The organism is Caballeronia sp. GAWG2-1, assembly GCF_023631405.1.
Classification (GTDB): domain Bacteria; phylum Pseudomonadota; class Gammaproteobacteria; order Burkholderiales; family Burkholderiaceae; genus Caballeronia.
Window position 1 is genome coordinate 101,592 of record NZ_JALQDD010000040.1, and the last position, 16,074, is coordinate 117,665.

The following is a 16,074-nucleotide window of genomic DNA, read 5'->3' on the forward strand; positions in this document are numbered from 1 at the left end:
CGCGATGTTTTTGACGGCAATTCCAAAATTGTTGGATCGGGCATAACATCAGGTCATGCCAAACCTTCGCAAGAAACTGCCCAGCGCCAACGCGCTCTTCGTCTTCGAAGCGGCCGCGCGCTGCGGTAATTTCACGCGTGCCGCGCAAGAACTTTACGTGAGTCAGCCTGCGGTCAGCCGCATGCTCGCGCGCATGGAAGACCATATCGGCGTGCGGCTTTTCGAGCGCGTGCGCGGCGGCATTGAACTGACGGAAAGCGGGCGCATTCTGTATCGCAAGATATCGGAAGGCTTCAATGGCATAGAAAGCGCCATCCGCGAAATCGAGGCACGCGCCACCGGCGTGGAGTCGGTCACGCTGTCGGTTTCCACCGCCTTCACCACGCACTGGCTGATGCCGCGCATGAGCCGGCTCAATCAGGCGTTTCCTTCGGTGGACCTGCGCTTTCAACTGATTTCGGGGCGCATTGGCGGGCCGCTCGTCGATGTCGATCTCGGCATGCGCTTCCTTCACGATGAAGAGATCGACGAAAACGCCGTGCTGGTCATGCCCGAAGCGCTGCTGCCGGTATCGAACGAGCGATACCACGAAACCGCGTGTACCGAAGCGGGCCGCGCGCATGGCGATACGGTGATCGTCATGGACGACGGCGAACGCGGCTGGCATGAGCGCTTTCATGCGTTCGCCGACCAAGAGCGGCATGTCGCCGGCATGCTCAGTTTCAACGACTACGCCATCGTCGTGCAGGCCGCGTTGCTCGGGCAAGGCATGGCGCTCGGCTGGCTCAACGTGGCGTCTCACTGGCTCGCGCAAGGCGCGCTCGTACCGGCGGAACAGGAACTCATCGTGACGAGCCGGCGCTGCTGCCTCGTCACGCCGCCGAACCGGCCGTTGCGGCCTATCGTCGCCGACGTGCGCGACTGGCTCATCGCGGAGACGCTAGGCGACATGCGCGTCGTCGAGAGCAAGTATCCGCGGCTCGGTCTTCGCGATGCCCTTAAGGCAACCGGCATCGAGCTTGGCTGAACGCGTGTCCGCATGGTCGCGTGCGTGCTCGCGTGCGTGCTCGATGAACGTACTCGGCGTCATGCCGCACAAGCGCTTGAAATGCCGCGCGAGATGGCTTTGATCGAAAAAGCCGACTTCCGTCGCCACCACCGATCCCGGCATGCCCGCGAGCAACAGACTCTGCGCACGCCGCACCCGCACGCGGCACAGATACTTGTAGGGCGAAAGCCCGATCTGCTCGCGAAACACGGTCGCAAAGCGCGACACCGACAACGCCGAAACATCGGCGAGCTGCGCAAGACTCACGGTCTTGTCGAAATTCGCTTCGATATAGGCGAGCGCGTTGCCGAGCACGGCGGGCTTGATGTTCGCGTGGCTCTCGTGGTTCATGAAGAAGTCTCTGACGTGGCCGATTCCGCGTGTGCCGATGCGCCGCGCTGGAATCGTTGAATGGAGAACGAATCGAGAGGAATGGGTGTGGCGCCGGTATCGAGCAGTTCCGCGAGCGTTTCGCCCACGCCCGGCCCGATCTGAAACCCCGAGCCGCTGAAACCGAACGCATAGAAGAGGCCATCGGCTTTCGTACTCGGGCCGATCACCGGTTCCGAATCCGGCAGATAGCTTTCGACGCCGCTCCAGACGCGAATCACATGCAAGGGCCCGAGCGCTGGCACCATGCGGCGAAACTGCGCCATCTGCGCGACGGTGTTTTCCGGCAGCACGCCCGCGCGGCGCGTGGCGATATCGGCGGGACCGGGCGGGCCGCCGCCGAGCACGAGATTGCCGCGCGGAATCTGGCGGAAGTACACGCTCTCGGCCTTGACCGTCGTGTAGACGCCCATCGAATGCTGGAAGACATACGGCACGGGTTCGGTCACAGCCATTTGCGGGCCGCGCGCGACGAGCGGCACAGGCTCGCCGAGTTGCGTCGACAAGGTATTGGCCCACGCGCCCGCGCATACCAGCACTTGTTCGGCGCGATAGATGTCGCCCGCCGCGCTTTCCACGCGGAAGCCGCCCGCTTCTTTCTCGATACGCACCACTTCCGTGTTCTCGACGATGCGCGCTCCGAGCCGCGCCGCCGCACGCCCGAACGCAGGCGCGGCGAGTCGCGGATTGGCGTGGCCATCGAGCGGCGAAACGGATGCGGCAAGGACTTCGCGGCCGAGGAAGGGGAAGCGCTCGAACATCGCCCGGCCTTCGAGCACTTCGAGATCGAGGCCGTGGGCGCGCGCTTCATCGGCATAGCGCTGAAAATACTCGGCGTCGTGCGCGTGATAGCAGACGCGCGTATGGCCCGAAGGCAGGAATTCGACATCTTCGCCGAGCAGTTCCCGCGAGCGTTTCCAGGTCTGCAAGGCGCGATTGGACATGGCCAGTTGCGAAAGCGCGCGGCCCTGGCGACGCACGCCGCCGAAGTTCACGCCGCTTGCCTGCTGCCCGGTGAGACCGCGTTCGAGCACGATCACGGAACGCTTACGGCGGCGCAAAAAAAATGCGGTCGTCGTGCCGACGATACCGCCGCCGATCACGATCACATCGGCGCGCTCGTTCATTCGCTCAGCTCCTTTTCGATTCCTCGATGCACTTCGTCCTGCGGCGTCACGGCCATCGGCAGCGGCTTGACAGGCGCTTGTCCGCGCAGACGTCCGACCGCTTCGAGCGGCACGCGCGCCTCGGCGGCGATGACTTCCGCGCCCGCGTGCGCGCAATATCGGCCCTGACAGCGGCCCATGCCGACGCGGGAAAACGCCTTCGCGCGATTCGCTTCCCGCGCGCCCATTTCGCGTACCACGCGACGCAATTCGCCCGCGGTGATGGCTTCACAGCGGCAGACGATCGCCTCGTCCGGAAGCGCGGCAGCGAAGCGCGCGGGCCACGGGAAAGCGGCCCGCAGGCCGGCGGCGAATCGCGTGAAGCGCGCAAGTTCGGCGCGTAATTGCGTGACGCGCGCGTTGTCGGGCGCGAGCCCCGCATCGTGCAAGGCGGCGAGCGCCGCGAGTTGCCCGGAGCGCTCGGCGGCGTCCGCGCCGCGCACGCGTGCGCCGTCACCCGCGAGATAGACGCCGGGCACGCTGCTGCGGCCATCGCCGTCGATGCGAGCAAGCCATTGCCGGGCGGCCTGATCGAAGACGAATTCGCAGCCCGCGAGATCGGCGAGCTGCGTTTCGGGACGGAGGTGATAGCCGAGCGCGACGGCATCGCAGGCAATATCGAGTTGCGCGCCGTTCGCCGTTTCAACGCGCACGCCGGTGACGCCATGTTCGGCCGTCCCGCCGATGCCAACCGGCGTGATGCCGCGATGCACCGCCACGCCCGCGCGACGCAATACGCGCATCAAGCCGATGCCCTTGACGAGCGTCGATGGCATGGCGAGCAGTTGCGGCAACGCGCGAATGCGTTGTGCAAGCGTCGAGGTGTCCAGCACCGCACCGACCGTCGCGCCTGCTTTGACATATTGCGCGGCGACAAGATAGAGCAGCGGTCCCGTGCCCATCAGCACCGTGCGCGCGCCGATTGCACAGCCTTGCGACTTCAGCGCGACCTGCGCGCCGCCGAGGCTATACGTGCCTGCGTGATGCCAGCCCGGCACCGGCATGAGGCGGTCGGTGGCGCCGCTGCACACGATGAGCGCGTCGAAGTCGAGCTTGCGATAGCGCGTGCCGCTGACGATATGCACCACGTTCGGTTCGATGTTCCACACGAGCGTCTCGGGCAGATAGTCGATCTGCGCGCGCAAGCCGTCGAACGTGCGATGCAGCGACTGAGCGCGGGCGGCTTCGCTGCCATAAAGCGTTTCATACGAGCGCGAAAACCCCTCGGGCTGCCGCCGATAAATCTGCCCGCCGTCGCGCCGTCCTTCATCGACCACGGTCGGACGCAAGCCCGCGCGCACGAGCGCTTCGGCTGCGCGCACGCCCGCCGGTCCGCCGCCGATGACCACGACCTTCAAACGCTCGCGCGCGGCCATACACCCTCCTTCGTCTGACCGATGCGTGTGACGATCGACATGCCTTCTTCAACCGGCGTCGTGCAGGCGCGCAGGCGTTCGCCGCTCGCGGTCCAAACCCAGCAATCCTGGCACGCGCCCATCAGGCAGAAACCGGCGCGGCGGCCATCGCCGAACTCGGAATCGCGCAAGGTGTCTTGCGCCGTCAGCAGCGCGACCATCAGCGTGTCGCCTTCCTTGGCCTGTGCGATGCTGCCGTCGATAACGATGGTCACCGTTTTGCGCCCCGTCTCCGCCACTCTCACGAAACGTGCGTTCATGCAGCCACCGCGTTGTCTTGTGTCTGCATGCGCGTGAGGTCGTCGGCCGAGCGGTGGCACAGAATGGCGGCGCCCGAAGGCAAGGTCTTGACCGATGGCGGTGTCACGTTGCACTTGCCGTCGATGCGCACCGTGCAACGCGCACGGAAGCTGCACAACGCATCCACGTCGCTATCCGAGCCGAGCACGGGCAAGGCAGTCAGCGTCGATGCGCGCCGCTCGTCGAGCCAGCCCGGTTGCAGCGCAGGCACCGAATCGACGAGCAGACCCGTGTACGGGTGATACGGCGGATGCAAAAGCGACTCGCGCTGGCCCGCTTCGACACACTGGCCCGCATACAGCACGATGACTTCGTCGCAGATGGCCCGCACCGTCGAGATGTCGTGGCTGATGAACATGAGCGAGACGCCGAGTTCGCGGCGCAATTCCGCGAGCAGATCGAGAATGGCCGCGCCGACCACCGTATCGAGCGCGGACGTGACTTCGTCGCAGAGAATGAGCGCGGGGTCGGCGGCGAGCGCGCGCGCCAGATTCACGCGCTGCTTCTGTCCGCCCGACAAACCGCCCGGCTGGCGCTTCGCAATCGCTGCGGGCAGCTTCACCAGATCGAGCAGTTCCAGCATGCGCTTTCGTGCCGCCGCACCGCGCAGGCCGTGATAGAAGTTCATCGGCCGCGCGAGAATATCGGCGATGGTACGGCTCGGGTTGAGCGCGGTATCGGCGTTCTGGAACACGATCTGCACGCGCCGGTATTGTTCGAGCGTACGTTCGGAGAGCTTGGCCGGCAGCGGCTTGCCGTCGAGCAGCACGTCGCCGCGCGCCCGGTCCACAAGACCCGCGACCACGCGTGCAAGCGTCGTCTTGCCCGATCCCGATTCGCCGATCACACCGAGCGTGCTGCCACGCGCGATCTTCAGGCTCACGTCGTCGAGCACGCGCACGGCGGGCACGCCGTTCGCATCGACACGGCCATAACCCGCGCTCAGGCGGCGAATTTCCAGCAACGGCTTTTCACCCTGACTGGTGAACGGCGAGAGTTCGGCGAGCAGCGCATTGGGACGGCGCACCGCGCCGAGCAACTGGCGCGTGTAATCGTCGGCGGGAGCGTCGAGCACTTGCGCGGTCGCGCCGTTCTCGCGCACGCGTCCGCCGTTCAGCACGACGATGCGGTCCGCCATCTGCGCCACCACGGCCAGGTCGTGCGATACGTACACCGCCGTCGTGCCGAGTTCGCGCACCACGCGCTTGAATGCGGCGAGGACTTCGATCTGCGTGGTCACATCGAGCGCGGTGGTCGGTTCGTCGAACACGACGACGGCGGGATCGGTGATCAGCGCCATCGCGGCCATCAACCGCTGCAACTGCCCGCCCGAGACCTGATGCGGATACCGGTCGCCAATGCTTTCCGGATTCGGCAACGCGAGCGCGCGGAACAACGCGACCGCCTTCTCGCGCGCCGCCGCGGCGGACATGAGTTTGTGCAGCAACGCGGGCTCGGTCACCTGATCCATGATCGTGCGTGCCGGATTGAATCCCGCCGACGCGCTCTGCGCCACATAAGCCACCGTGCGCGAGCGCAGCGCGCGACGGCCCTTTTCACTCAGCTCGAGCACTTCGGTGTCGCCAATCTTGACGGAACCGCCCGCAATCGCGCAGCCGGTGCGCGCATGGCCGAGCAGCGCCAGCGCAATCGTCGTCTTGCCCGAACCCGACTCGCCGATCAGCGCGAGCACTTCGCCCTTCTTCACGACGAAGTCCACGCCTTTCACGATCTCGACGACCGGGTCCGGCGCCGCGCCCGCGACCACGCGCAGGCCTTTCACTTCGATCATGTTGGTGGTCATTGCGCGCCTCCGTTGCCGCGCGCACCGTGGCGGCGCAGGCTGTCGATGAGCAGATTCACGCCGACCGTCAGCGTGGCGATGGCGACCGCCGGCATGAGCACGGCCGGCGCGCCTTCCGCGAGACCGCCGATGTTCTCGCGCACGAGCGAACCCCAGTCCGCGTTCGGCGGCTGGACACCGAGGCCGAGAAAGCTCAGGCCCGACAGCAGCAACACGATGAACACGAAGCGCAGACCGAAGTCGGCGAGCATCGGGTGGATCATGTTCGGCAGCACTTCGACGCGAGCGATATAGAACAGCTTCTCGCCGCGCGCTCTTGCCACCTGCACGTATTCGAGCGTCATGATGTTGACCGCGAGCGAGCGCGAAATGCGGAACGCGCCGGGAATGTAGGCGAGCGCGGCGACCATCGTTAGCATGGGAATCGACGAGCCGAACGCGGCGATCACCACCAGCGCGAGCACCTTGCTCGGAATGGAGATGAGCGCATCGAAGAAGCGGCTCAGGATTTCATCGACCCAGCGGCCGGACACAGCCGCGATCAGACCGAAGAACGTGCCGATGAAACTCGCGAGCAGCGTCGCCGCGAGCGCGAGGCCCACCGTGTACTGCGTGCCGTACAGCACGCGGGAGAGCATGTCGCGGCCGAGATAATCGGTGCCGAGCCAGTGCGCCGCGCTATAGCTGCCGAAGATGTCGATGGAAGTCATCGCGCCGCCTTTGTACGGCGCGACGAGCGGAGCCAGGAACGCGATCGCGAGCCAGAAGACGACGATGAAAAGACCGATCAAGCCGAGCACCGAGAAGCGTCCGGCGAGACGTCGCAACGGGCCGCGCTTCTGCACGACGACCGGCGCTTCGGCCACGTCCGGTATTCCGGGCTCCGGCTCGTACATGACCTGCGAGGCGTGTGGCACGTGAGGTGTCGAGGGACGATTCATCGTTGACGCAGCCTCGGGTTGGATACGATCTGGGCCAGGTCGGCAATCAGCACGAGCGCGAGATACGCCGCGCAGAACACCATGACGCAGCCCTGCACGAGCGGCATGTCGCGGTTGGTGACGGCATCGACCATGAGGCTTGCAAGACCGGGATAGTTGAAAATCGATTCGACGATCACCACGCCGCCGAAGAGATACGAGAGACTCAGCGCCACCGCGTTCGCAATCGGCCCGATGGTATTGGGCAAGACGTGCCGCAACACCACGCGCATCGGCGATGCGCCCTTTAGACGCGCCATCTCCACGTAAGACGCGTTGAGCTGATCCAGCACCGCCGCGCGCGTCATGCGCGCCATTTGCGCGACGATCACGCAGCAGAGCGTCATCACCGGCATCGCGTAGACCCGCAAGAGCGCGCCGAACGACGACACATCCGAGAGATACGAGAGCGCTGGCAGCCAGCGCAGCTTCACCGCGAAGATCAGGACGGCGATGGTCGCGACGAGAAACTCGGGCACGGCCACGGTCGAAAGCGTCAGCACGTTGAGCGCGCGGTCGAGCAGCGAGCCGCGAAACATGGCCGATACGATGCCGATGAAGAGCGCCACCGGCACCGAAACCAGCGCGGTCAAACCGGCCAGCACGAGCGAATTCGGCAGACGCGAGGCGATCAGCTGACTCACCGGGAGATTGTTCGACAGCGACGTGCCGAAGTTGCCCGAGACCACGTGCGCGAGCCATTGCACGTAGCGTTGCAGCGCGGGCTGATCGAGCCCGTACTCGTGACGCAGGGCCGTGACCTGCTCGGGCGTGGCCGCCTGGCCGAGCGCCTGCTGTGCGGCATCGCCGGGCAAGAGACCCGTGATGCCGAACACCACCGCCGAGACGATCAGCAAGGTCAGCAACGCGAGGCCGATGCGCGTGGCGACGAGTCGTTGCGCATGAACTTTCATCGGATATCGCCTCCGGTTTGAGGTTCGCGCGCCGTCCGTTGAGGGCGCGCGATGTCGCTTGAGACGCAGCGTGCTTTACGCCGTGAGCCAGACCTTTTCCGCGAACATGAAGCCGCCGAGACCGGCGAGCGGAATCGAGCCGAGGCCCTTGAGCTTCGCGGTGTGGGCATCGAGGGAACTCTGGAACATCGGAATGCCGATGCCGCCGTCCTCGTGCACGAGCTGCTGCATGTCGCCGTAGATCTTCTTGCGCTTGGCGTCGTCCGGCTCGCCGCGCGCGGCCACCAGCATCTGGTCGAACTGCGGGTTTTTCCAGTTGGCTTCGTTCCACGGTGCATCGGACTTGAAGAACTGCGTGAAGAGCACATCCGCGCTCGGGCGTGCGTTGATGTTGCCGTAGCCGAGCGGATGCTTCATCCAGTGATTCGACCAATAGCCGTCGGCGGGCACGCGCACCACTTGCAGATTCAGGCCCGCTTGCGGCGCGACCTGTTGCAAGAGCACGGCCATTTCGACCGAACCCTCAGCCGCCGGCGATGCGTACAGTTGCACCGGCGCGCTGCCGAGCTTCGCCTTCTGGAAGTAGAACTTGGCCTTGTCCGGATCGAACTTGCGTTGCGGCAGACCGGCCATGTAGTACTTGTTGGTCGGATCGATCGGCTGGTCGTTGCCGATTGCGCCATAGCCGCGAAACACGGTCTGGCGAATCTGGTCGCGATCCATCAAGTGCATCATGCCGCGCCGGAAATCGCTCGTGCCCGTGATGCCGCCGTCGTCGCGCACGATCAGGTCGGTGTATTGACCCGTCTTCGTTTCCAGCACGTTGAAGCCTTGCGTGCCCTTGATGCGGTCCGTCGAGCGCGCGCTCACCGCGTTGATCAGTTGCACGTCGCCGGACAGAAGCGCGTTGACGCGCGCGGATTCATCGGCGATACCGATCAGCTCCACTTCGTCCAGATGCGGCAGGCCCGGCTTCCAGTACTTCTCGTTGCGCACGCCGACCGTACGCACGCCTGGCGTGAATTCCTTGACCTTGAACGGACCCGTGCCGATCGCCGTCTTGAAGTCGGTGGTGCCGTCCTTGATGATGAGGAAGTGCGAATCCGCGAGAATCACGGGCAGGTCGGCGTTCGCGCCGGCGAGCGTGATGGTCACTTCGTTCGGGCCGGTGGCCTTCACGTCCTTGAACTGGTCGGCAATGGTCTTGGCCTTCGAGCCGACCGCTGCATCCTTGTGACGCATCAGCGAATAGATCACGTCCTGCGGCGCGAGCGACTTGCCGTCGTGAAACTGCACGCCGCTTCTGAGCTTCACGACCCACACGGTCGCGTCTTTCGTTTCGAGCGATTCAGCCAGCGACATCTGCGCGCCGAGATGCGAATCCAGTTCGGTCAGGCCGTTGTAGATCATGAAGCCGCGCACGTAGTCGGTGCCGAGCGCGCCCTTGGCGGGGTCGAGCGTATCGGCGGACGAAGACGATTGCGTCGCCACGCGAATCCGTCCGCCCTGCTTCGGCTTTTCCTGCGCGAACGCGGCGCCGCTCACGGAGAGCAGGCCCGTGCCGGTGACGGACAGCAAGCCGCCCGCGGTCAGCGCGCGCAGCACGCTACGGCGCGACGCGCCTTTTTTCGTCAGTTCGTCGAGCCGGATACCGGCATGGTCGACTGCATCAGGCGATTGATCGATGCTCATGAACTTCTCCGCGTGAGATTGGGGCTGAATGAATCGCCGGCTCGGTTGTTTCCGGCTGGCTGTATTTGCTTCGATGCTTCGATGCTTCAATAGAAAACGTCTTTGATCGAGTAGTACGCACCGACCAACGGCAGGAACCACGGCTTGCCCGTGTGACCCGGAATGGCGGGCCAGTCGAAATCGCGCCACGGATTGGCGTCGGCCTTGCCGTTCATCACGTCGGCCATGACCTGGCCCATGTGCGTGGACATCTGCGTGCCGTGGCCGCTGTAGCCCATCGAAAAGTAGATGCCGTCGTGCTGCCCGGCGCGCGGCAGACGGTCCGCGGTGATATCGACGAGACCGCCCCAGCAATAGTCGATGCCCACGCTCGCGAGACTCGGGAACATCTGCGCGAGGTTGTCCTGCAGGATGCGGCCGCTCTTCGCATCCGAAGGTCTTTCGGATGCCGTGAAGCGCGCGCGTCCGCCGAACAGCAAACGCGCATCCGGCGTCACGCGAAAATAGTTATGCATGAGGCGGCTCGTGGTGTAGGAGCGGCGCTTGGGCAAGATGCGCGCGAGCTCTTCCGCCGGCAGCGGCGCGGTCACGATGATGAACGAGCCCACCGGCGCGAGCCTGCGTCTGTACCATGAAAACGGACCGTGCTTGGAAGGACCGGTCGCGATCAACACTTGCTTCGCGCTCACCGCGCCGCGCGCCGTATCGATTCGAAACCCGCCGTCTTCCTTCGTGATGCCGCGCACTTCCGCATGTTCGAAAAGCTTCGCGCCTTGCCGCACGGCGGCGTTCGCAAGACCCGCCGCGAACTTGCCCATATGCATCTGGCCACCATGACGTTGCAGCAAGCCGCCATGAAAACTGTCCGACTGCACTTCGCCGCGAACCTGTTCGCGAGTCAGCACGTCGATATCGGGATCGACTTCGCGGCGAATGAGTTCGGCGGTCCGTTCGATGTGCGCGAGATGATGCGTCTTCGACGCGAGCTTCAGCTTACCCGTCGAAACATAATCGCAATCGATACCTTCCTCGCGAATCAAACGCTCGACGGTATCGACGGCGGCAGCATACGCGCGATAACAGCCCTGCGCACGCTCGACGCCCAGTTGCGAGCGCAACGCCGCATAGTCCTGCGCCACGCCGGTGTTGCACTGGCCGCCGTTGCGCCCGGAAGCGCCGCCGCCCATTTTCCCCGCATCGAACACGGCGACGCTCGCGCCGCGTTTGGCAAGCGCCAGCGCCGCCGACAGACCGGTGAAGCCGCCGCCGATCACCGCCACATCGACCCGGCCATCGGCCGGGCCTTCCTGCGCCGCCGTGAAGGCGGGTGCGGTATCGAGCCAGTAGGAGTCGAGTTTCATCGGCGGGTCCGGAGGATGACGATTACAGGCCGAGCTCGGTGGCGAGATCGCCGATGGTGTCGACTTCGTAGTACTCGTAGTACGGCGTGCTCGGCTCGTGGCCGCGCTTGACGAACGCCTTGTGCTTCACGCCCATGTCGTGCGCGGTCATCAGGTCGTAGCGCAGGCTCGACGACACGTGCAGCACGTCTTCGGGGTTGCAGTCGAGCTGGTCGAACATGTACTCGAAGCCTTGCATGCGCGGCTTGTACGACTGCGCCTGCTGTGCCGTGAACACGCGATGGAACGGCGCGCCGAGCTTGTCGACGTTGCTTTGAATCTGGTCATTCGATGCGTTGGAGAGAATCACGAGCTTGTACTTCGAAGCGAGACGCGACAGACCTTCCGGGACGTCCGGATGCGGGCCCCAGCTCGGCACGGCGAGGTAGTACTTTTCGGCTTCGGCTTCGTTGAACTCGACGTTCATGCGCTGGCACGCACGGCGCACGGCATTGACGATGACATCGCGATACGGCTTCCACGCGCCGAGCACTTCGTCGCGGCGGTATCCGGAAAAGAATGCGACGAACTTTTCAAGCTCGGCGCCCTTCAGACGGTCGCCGTACATCTCGCGGGCCATATCGGCCATGCGGAACTTCGTCAGCGTGCCGTAGCAGTCGAAGGTGATGTACTTAGGCTCGAAATCGATCATGGTGTCAGTCCTATCGGGTAATGAACCGCGCAGGGTTCAGGGGCGAGGGCCAGGAAAAACGCATTTCCTGAAGAAAATTTAATCAGGGCAAAAATACTGATGTCGTTGAATGCGGGTGCTTCGACCATGCAAAACAACTCGTTTCGAGGCATGTCCGCAGCAGCTTATGCGGCGCGTTTCCGACGCACGATCGATCGTTCATTGACCGATGTCGATCAGCACGCTCTTGATGCGCAAATTGGCTTCGAAGGCTTGCCGCCCGAGGTCCTTGCCGATGCCCGAACCCTTGTAGCCGCCGGTGGGAATCACGAAGTCGCTGGTGCGGCCGTAGCGGTTGACCCACACCGTGCCCGCCTCGATGCCGCGCACCATGCGCAGCGCGCGGCCGAGGTCTGCCGTGTGCACGCCGGCGGCGAGGCCATAGTCGGGGTGAGCGGCGAGTGCGAGCGCTTCCTCTTCGCTGTCGAAGGCCTGCAAGGTCAGCACCGGGCCGAAGATTTCGTGGCGCACGGCTTCCGTTTCCTGTGTCACGCCGGTCAGAAGCGTCGGCGCATAGAACGGTCCGGGCGTCGCGGCATGCGGGCGTTCTCCGCCGCAGCGCAGCGCGGCGCCGCTCGCGACGCTGCGTTGTACGATCGCTTCGATACGCGCGGCTTGCGGCTCGGAGATGATCGGCGGCAAGGTGGTGTCGGCGGCCCAGGTCGGTCCGGCATGCAGTTCGCCGAATACATGTGCAATGCGATCGGCGAGTTCATCCGCGATCGAACGCTCGACCAGGAGCCGCGATCCCGCGACGCATACCTGGCCCGCGTTGCCGGCGATCGCACCGGCGATACGCCGCGCGACTTCATCGATACGCGGGGCATCCGCGAAGACGATCTGCGGACTCTTGCCGCCCAATTCCAGCGTCACGGGCTTGGTGCCGGTCTCGGCGCAGGCGGCCATGATCGCGGCGCCCGTGCGTGTCGAACCCGTGAACGTCACCTTGGCGATGCGCGGATGACGCACGAGCGCGTCGCCGGTCGTGCGGCCATCGCCCTGAACGACATTGAAGATGCCCGGCGGCACGCCTGCTTCGAGCGCGAGCCGGGCGAGACGCAGCACCGAAAACGGCGTCATCTCCGAAGGCTTGAGGACCACCGCGTTACCGGCCGCGAGCGCCGGTGCGATCTTCCACGACGCCATCACCAGCGGAAAATTCCACGGTGCGATGGCGCCGATCACGCCATACGGCTCGGTCATGGTCATGCCGAGATGCCGATGATCCGTCGCCGCGACCTCACCGCCGATCTTGTCGGCGAGTTCCGCGTAGAAGCGGATGCCTTCGGCGGTGAACGGCACGTCCCAGTTGAATGCATCGCGCACGGGACGCGTGGAGCCGAGCGCTTCGAGCGGCGCGAGCGTGGCGGCGTCGGCGGCAACGAGATCCGCGAAACGGCGCAGCACGCGGGCCCGCTCGCGCGGCGCGCAGCTTGCCCAACCGCTCGTGCGCCACGCGGTGTAGGCGTTCTGCACGGCGTGGTCGATCATGGCCGCATCGGCGACTGGAATGGATGCGTACACGACGCCATCCGAAGGCCGCGTGACGTCGATGCGCGTGGTGCCTGCATCGACGAACTCGCCACCGATGAAGTGGCCGCGCGGCACGGCAATGACGGCGGGATCGAAACGGTCCATGTGCTTGGGCCTTGTATGCGTTGATGTCGTATGAAATCTTAGGTCCGAAGGCCCGGCATAATTCGCTGACAAAATTGCGCAATCGGCATATCGGGCGCGTTCTTGCACGCGTAACCCGTGGTTTTGCATTGCATCAAAAGCGCAACGCTTGATAGGAAGATCGTCCTAGTCATGCGCGTTGTGCGGTGTCACAGTCGCGATAACCGTCTACAGAACGCTCAGAACCAGGAGGCCGGCGTGCCCGACTCTAATCAGCACGAGGCGATTCGATATCGCGCTTTCACGCCCGACGACATCGCGGCAGGACACGCGTTGTCGAGCGCCGTCCGGTGGCGGCATCGCCCGGACGACTGGCGATTTGCCGCGCGGACCAGCAGCGGCATCGCCGCCGTCGACGCTTCCGGCGCGGTGGTCGGTACGGCGCTCGCGTGGAAGTTCGGTGTGGAGGCCGCGTCCATCGGCATGTTCATCGTGTCGCCGGAGCATCAGCAACTCGGCATCGGCCGTGAGCTGATCGAGCGGCACATACGGGAACTCGGCGCGCGCACGGTCGTCATGCATGCGATCGGTTCCGGGCTCGCGCTATGCGAAACGCTCGGCTTCGAGAAGACCGGCACCATCCATCAGCATCAGGGCGCGGCGTTTCAGCCGCCGCTCGTTTCGCTGCCGCCGGGCGAGCGGCTGCGGCCCATCGGCGCGAACGACACGCCGCGTCTGGTCGATCTCGCCTCGCGTGCAAGCGGGCTGGATCGCAGCGCCGTGCTGCCGCAATTGCTGGATGTCGCAAGCGGTATCGCGCTCGATCGCGACGGCGAGTTGCTCGGCTTCGCATTGTTCCGGCGCTTCGGCGACGGTCATGTGATCGGCCCGGTGGTCGCGCCCGACTCGCCGAATGAAAGCCGCGCGAAAGCGCTCATCAGTTATTGGCTCGCGCTGCATGCAGGTATGTTCGTACGTGTCGATACCCCCGCGAGGCTCGGACTTTCGACATGGCTCGAAGGCCTCGGCTTGCCGCATGTCGACAGCATCGAGCGCGTGGTGCGCAATGGTCCCTTGCCCGTCGATGCCACATCGATGGAATACGCCATCGCCAGTCAGGCGTTAGGTTAGGGCTTGTCATCGCGAGCTTGCCGCTTCCCCGTCCGATGCTTTATATAGTGAGTGGCCGCGTCGTTTGCGAATGGACGCACTCCACGCACCGAACAGTTCGACGGAGCTTCGACATGGTTCGTCTCGTGATGATTCTTCTCGGCGTGGACTATCTGCGCACGCGCTGGCGCGAAGTCATGGTGCTCGGCTTTCTGAGCATCGCGCTGGGCGGAGTCATTTTCGTCGATGCCCTCGACGGCTCGCTGTACTTTCCCATCATCCCGTTCGCGCTCGCCTTGCTGCTCGAAGGACTCGCCACGCTTGCGGTTGCGTGGACCGGCATGGGCGGGCAACGCACGCTGCGCTATGTGAAGAGCGCGGCGTTCTCTTTGTCGGCGCTGCTCGTGCTGATCGGCGGCGAGCGCGGCAACTTCGTGCTGTCGCTCATCTTCGGCACGCTCTTTCTCGTGGATGGCGCGTTGCAGATCGTCTCCGCGCGCGTGGTCCGCTATCGCCGCTGGAAGCTCGCGATGGCAGGCGGCGTGTTCGAGATCGCCATCGCCATTTTCTTCTACCAGCCGTATCCGGATTACTACGCGGGCACGGTGGCTTATTGCGTGGCGTTTGGCCTTTTCTTCGGTGGATGGAACATGCTGCTGCTCGCCTCGCGCGTGCGGCGTCTCGCGCGCAACCCCGCAGCCGATGACGCCGCGGCCGCCGCAGCTGCATCGCAGGCGTCCGTGCAGGCGGCACGCACGCCGGTCGCGGGCGTCGTCTGGGACGGCCCTCCCGGACCCGACGAAGCCGCCTTGACCGTGCATGTATGGACGCCGGTCGGCACCGCGAAGATGCAGCCGCGCAGGCAGTTGATCATCGACCGGTACATTGCCGCCGTCGACCGCAACGGCACCATCTCGACCGGCCATGCCGCGCTCGAAACGCCCGAGGGCGTGTATATCAGCCTGTATCCGGCGGTGGAGATAGACCGCTCGCCGGACGAGTTCTCGCGCCTCTTGCGTGCGACCCGCGATAACGATGTGCCCGGCATGTTTCAACCCGACTACGCGACCGAATCGAAAGCATGGTGCCCGTCGACGCAACAGGTACGCATCCGCAATTACGATCCTGAAAGGCTCGCGCGCTTCTGGCAGGAATATCAGCGCGATACGACCTACAACCTCACGTATCGCAACTGTTCGAGCACCGTGGCACGCGCGCTCGAAGCGGCCATCGAAGGCGCATCGGCGCGTGTGTGGGGCAAGCGCGGCGGGTGGAATCCGCTCGTGCGCATCATGACGACGCCCGAGCTATGGGTGGCGGCGCAAGTGCGCAAGCGCGCGGCGACCATGGCGTGGACGCCGGGCCTGACGCTCGACTACGCGCGCGCGCTCAGCATGTTGGCCGATCCGCGCCGTTCGGGCTGGGTGAAGATGGCGCGCATTGCGCTGGCGACGATGTATCGATCGCGTCAGCGCTGGCGTGCGGAAGAAGAGGCGGCGCAAGACGCCGCCGCGCAAGCCGGGCAAGTGAAGGAACCGGGCTGAACG

The 16,074-nt window shown here is 64.9% G+C and carries 15 protein-coding genes; 3 read left to right on the forward strand and 12 right to left on the reverse strand.

Translation table 11 applies throughout. The features are described from left to right. Positions 1 to 55 precede the first annotated feature (55 nt). Complete coding sequence (locus NCR98_RS27430; protein WP_250494137.1) at positions 56 to 1,027, forward strand: LysR family transcriptional regulator; 972 nt, start codon at positions 56 to 58, stop codon at positions 1,025 to 1,027. Here the strand turns inward: NCR98_RS27430 and NCR98_RS27435 are convergent. The 12 genes from NCR98_RS27435 to NCR98_RS27485 all read right to left on the reverse strand — a co-directional run bounded on the left by NCR98_RS27435 (position 941) and on the right by NCR98_RS27485 (position 13,438). Next, positions 941 to 1,399 (reverse strand): helix-turn-helix domain-containing protein, encoded by a 459-nt coding sequence (locus NCR98_RS27435; RefSeq protein WP_250527918.1) that lies wholly within the window; start codon positions 1,397 to 1,399, stop codon positions 941 to 943. The two genes, NCR98_RS27430 and NCR98_RS27435, sit on opposite strands and share 87 nt — an antisense overlap. Continuing rightward, the gene (locus tag NCR98_RS27440; RefSeq protein WP_244830121.1) at positions 1,396 to 2,565 is read right to left on the reverse strand and encodes an NAD(P)/FAD-dependent oxidoreductase; all 1,170 of its coding nucleotides are present in this window, start codon (positions 2,563 to 2,565) and stop codon (positions 1,396 to 1,398) included. Before NCR98_RS27440 ends, NCR98_RS27435 begins: the two co-directional genes overlap by 4 nt. Next, positions 2,562 to 3,980: an NAD(P)/FAD-dependent oxidoreductase gene (locus NCR98_RS27445; protein ID WP_250527919.1), complete on the reverse strand. Its 1,419-nt coding sequence runs from the start codon at positions 3,978 to 3,980 to the stop codon at positions 2,562 to 2,564. Before NCR98_RS27445 ends, NCR98_RS27440 begins: the two co-directional genes overlap by 4 nt. After that, on the reverse strand, positions 3,959 to 4,279 hold the full coding sequence (locus NCR98_RS27450) for a (2Fe-2S)-binding protein (protein WP_244830119.1): 321 nt from the start codon (positions 4,277 to 4,279) through the stop codon (positions 3,959 to 3,961). Before NCR98_RS27450 ends, NCR98_RS27445 begins: the two co-directional genes overlap by 22 nt. Then, positions 4,276 to 6,123 (reverse strand): ABC transporter ATP-binding protein, encoded by a 1,848-nt coding sequence (locus tag NCR98_RS27455; protein WP_250527920.1) that lies wholly within the window; start codon positions 6,121 to 6,123, stop codon positions 4,276 to 4,278. The genes NCR98_RS27450 and NCR98_RS27455 overlap by 4 nt, the downstream gene beginning before the upstream one ends. After that, positions 6,120 to 7,064 carry an ABC transporter permease gene (locus NCR98_RS27460; protein ID WP_250527921.1) on the reverse strand — a complete coding sequence of 315 codons (945 nt, stop codon included), beginning with the start codon at positions 7,062 to 7,064 and terminating at the stop codon, positions 6,120 to 6,122. Before NCR98_RS27460 ends, NCR98_RS27455 begins: the two co-directional genes overlap by 4 nt. After that, positions 7,061 to 8,017 (reverse strand): ABC transporter permease, encoded by a 957-nt coding sequence (locus tag NCR98_RS27465; RefSeq protein ID WP_250527922.1) that lies wholly within the window; start codon positions 8,015 to 8,017, stop codon positions 7,061 to 7,063. The genes NCR98_RS27460 and NCR98_RS27465 overlap by 4 nt, the downstream gene beginning before the upstream one ends. A gap of 75 nt (positions 8,018 to 8,092) precedes the next feature. Next, entirely contained in the window at positions 8,093 to 9,709 is a 1,617-nt protein-coding gene (locus NCR98_RS27470; protein ID WP_244830115.1) for an ABC transporter substrate-binding protein, read from the reverse strand. An 86-nt stretch (positions 9,710 to 9,795) separates the two neighbouring features. Continuing rightward, positions 9,796 to 11,070: an NAD(P)/FAD-dependent oxidoreductase gene (locus tag NCR98_RS27475; RefSeq protein ID WP_250527923.1), complete on the reverse strand. Its 1,275-nt coding sequence runs from the start codon at positions 11,068 to 11,070 to the stop codon at positions 9,796 to 9,798. Between the two features lie 22 nt (positions 11,071 to 11,092). Then, entirely contained in the window at positions 11,093 to 11,761 is a 669-nt protein-coding gene (locus tag NCR98_RS27480) for a haloacid dehalogenase type II (protein ID WP_250468443.1), read from the reverse strand. Continuing rightward, on the reverse strand, positions 11,758 to 11,889 hold the full coding sequence (locus tag NCR98_RS33405; protein ID WP_255784709.1) for a hypothetical protein: 132 nt from the start codon (positions 11,887 to 11,889) through the stop codon (positions 11,758 to 11,760). The genes NCR98_RS27480 and NCR98_RS33405 overlap by 4 nt, the downstream gene beginning before the upstream one ends. Before the next feature lie 70 nt (positions 11,890 to 11,959). Continuing rightward, positions 11,960 to 13,438, reverse strand: coding sequence for an aldehyde dehydrogenase family protein (locus tag NCR98_RS27485; RefSeq protein ID WP_250527924.1), 1,479 nt, complete (start codon positions 13,436 to 13,438; stop codon positions 11,960 to 11,962). Positions 13,439 to 13,675: 237 nt separating this feature from the next. Between NCR98_RS27485 and NCR98_RS27490 the strand changes: the two genes are divergently transcribed. Together NCR98_RS27490 and NCR98_RS27495 are read left to right on the forward strand one after the other, a co-directional pair. Continuing rightward, the gene (locus NCR98_RS27490; RefSeq protein ID WP_250527925.1) at positions 13,676 to 14,548 is read left to right on the forward strand and encodes a GNAT family N-acetyltransferase; all 873 of its coding nucleotides are present in this window, start codon (positions 13,676 to 13,678) and stop codon (positions 14,546 to 14,548) included. 113 nt (positions 14,549 to 14,661) lie between these two features. Continuing rightward, positions 14,662 to 16,071, forward strand: a complete 1,410-nt coding sequence (locus NCR98_RS27495) for an HdeD family acid-resistance protein (protein WP_244830110.1) — start codon at positions 14,662 to 14,664, stop codon at positions 16,069 to 16,071. Positions 16,072 to 16,074 lie beyond the last annotated feature (3 nt).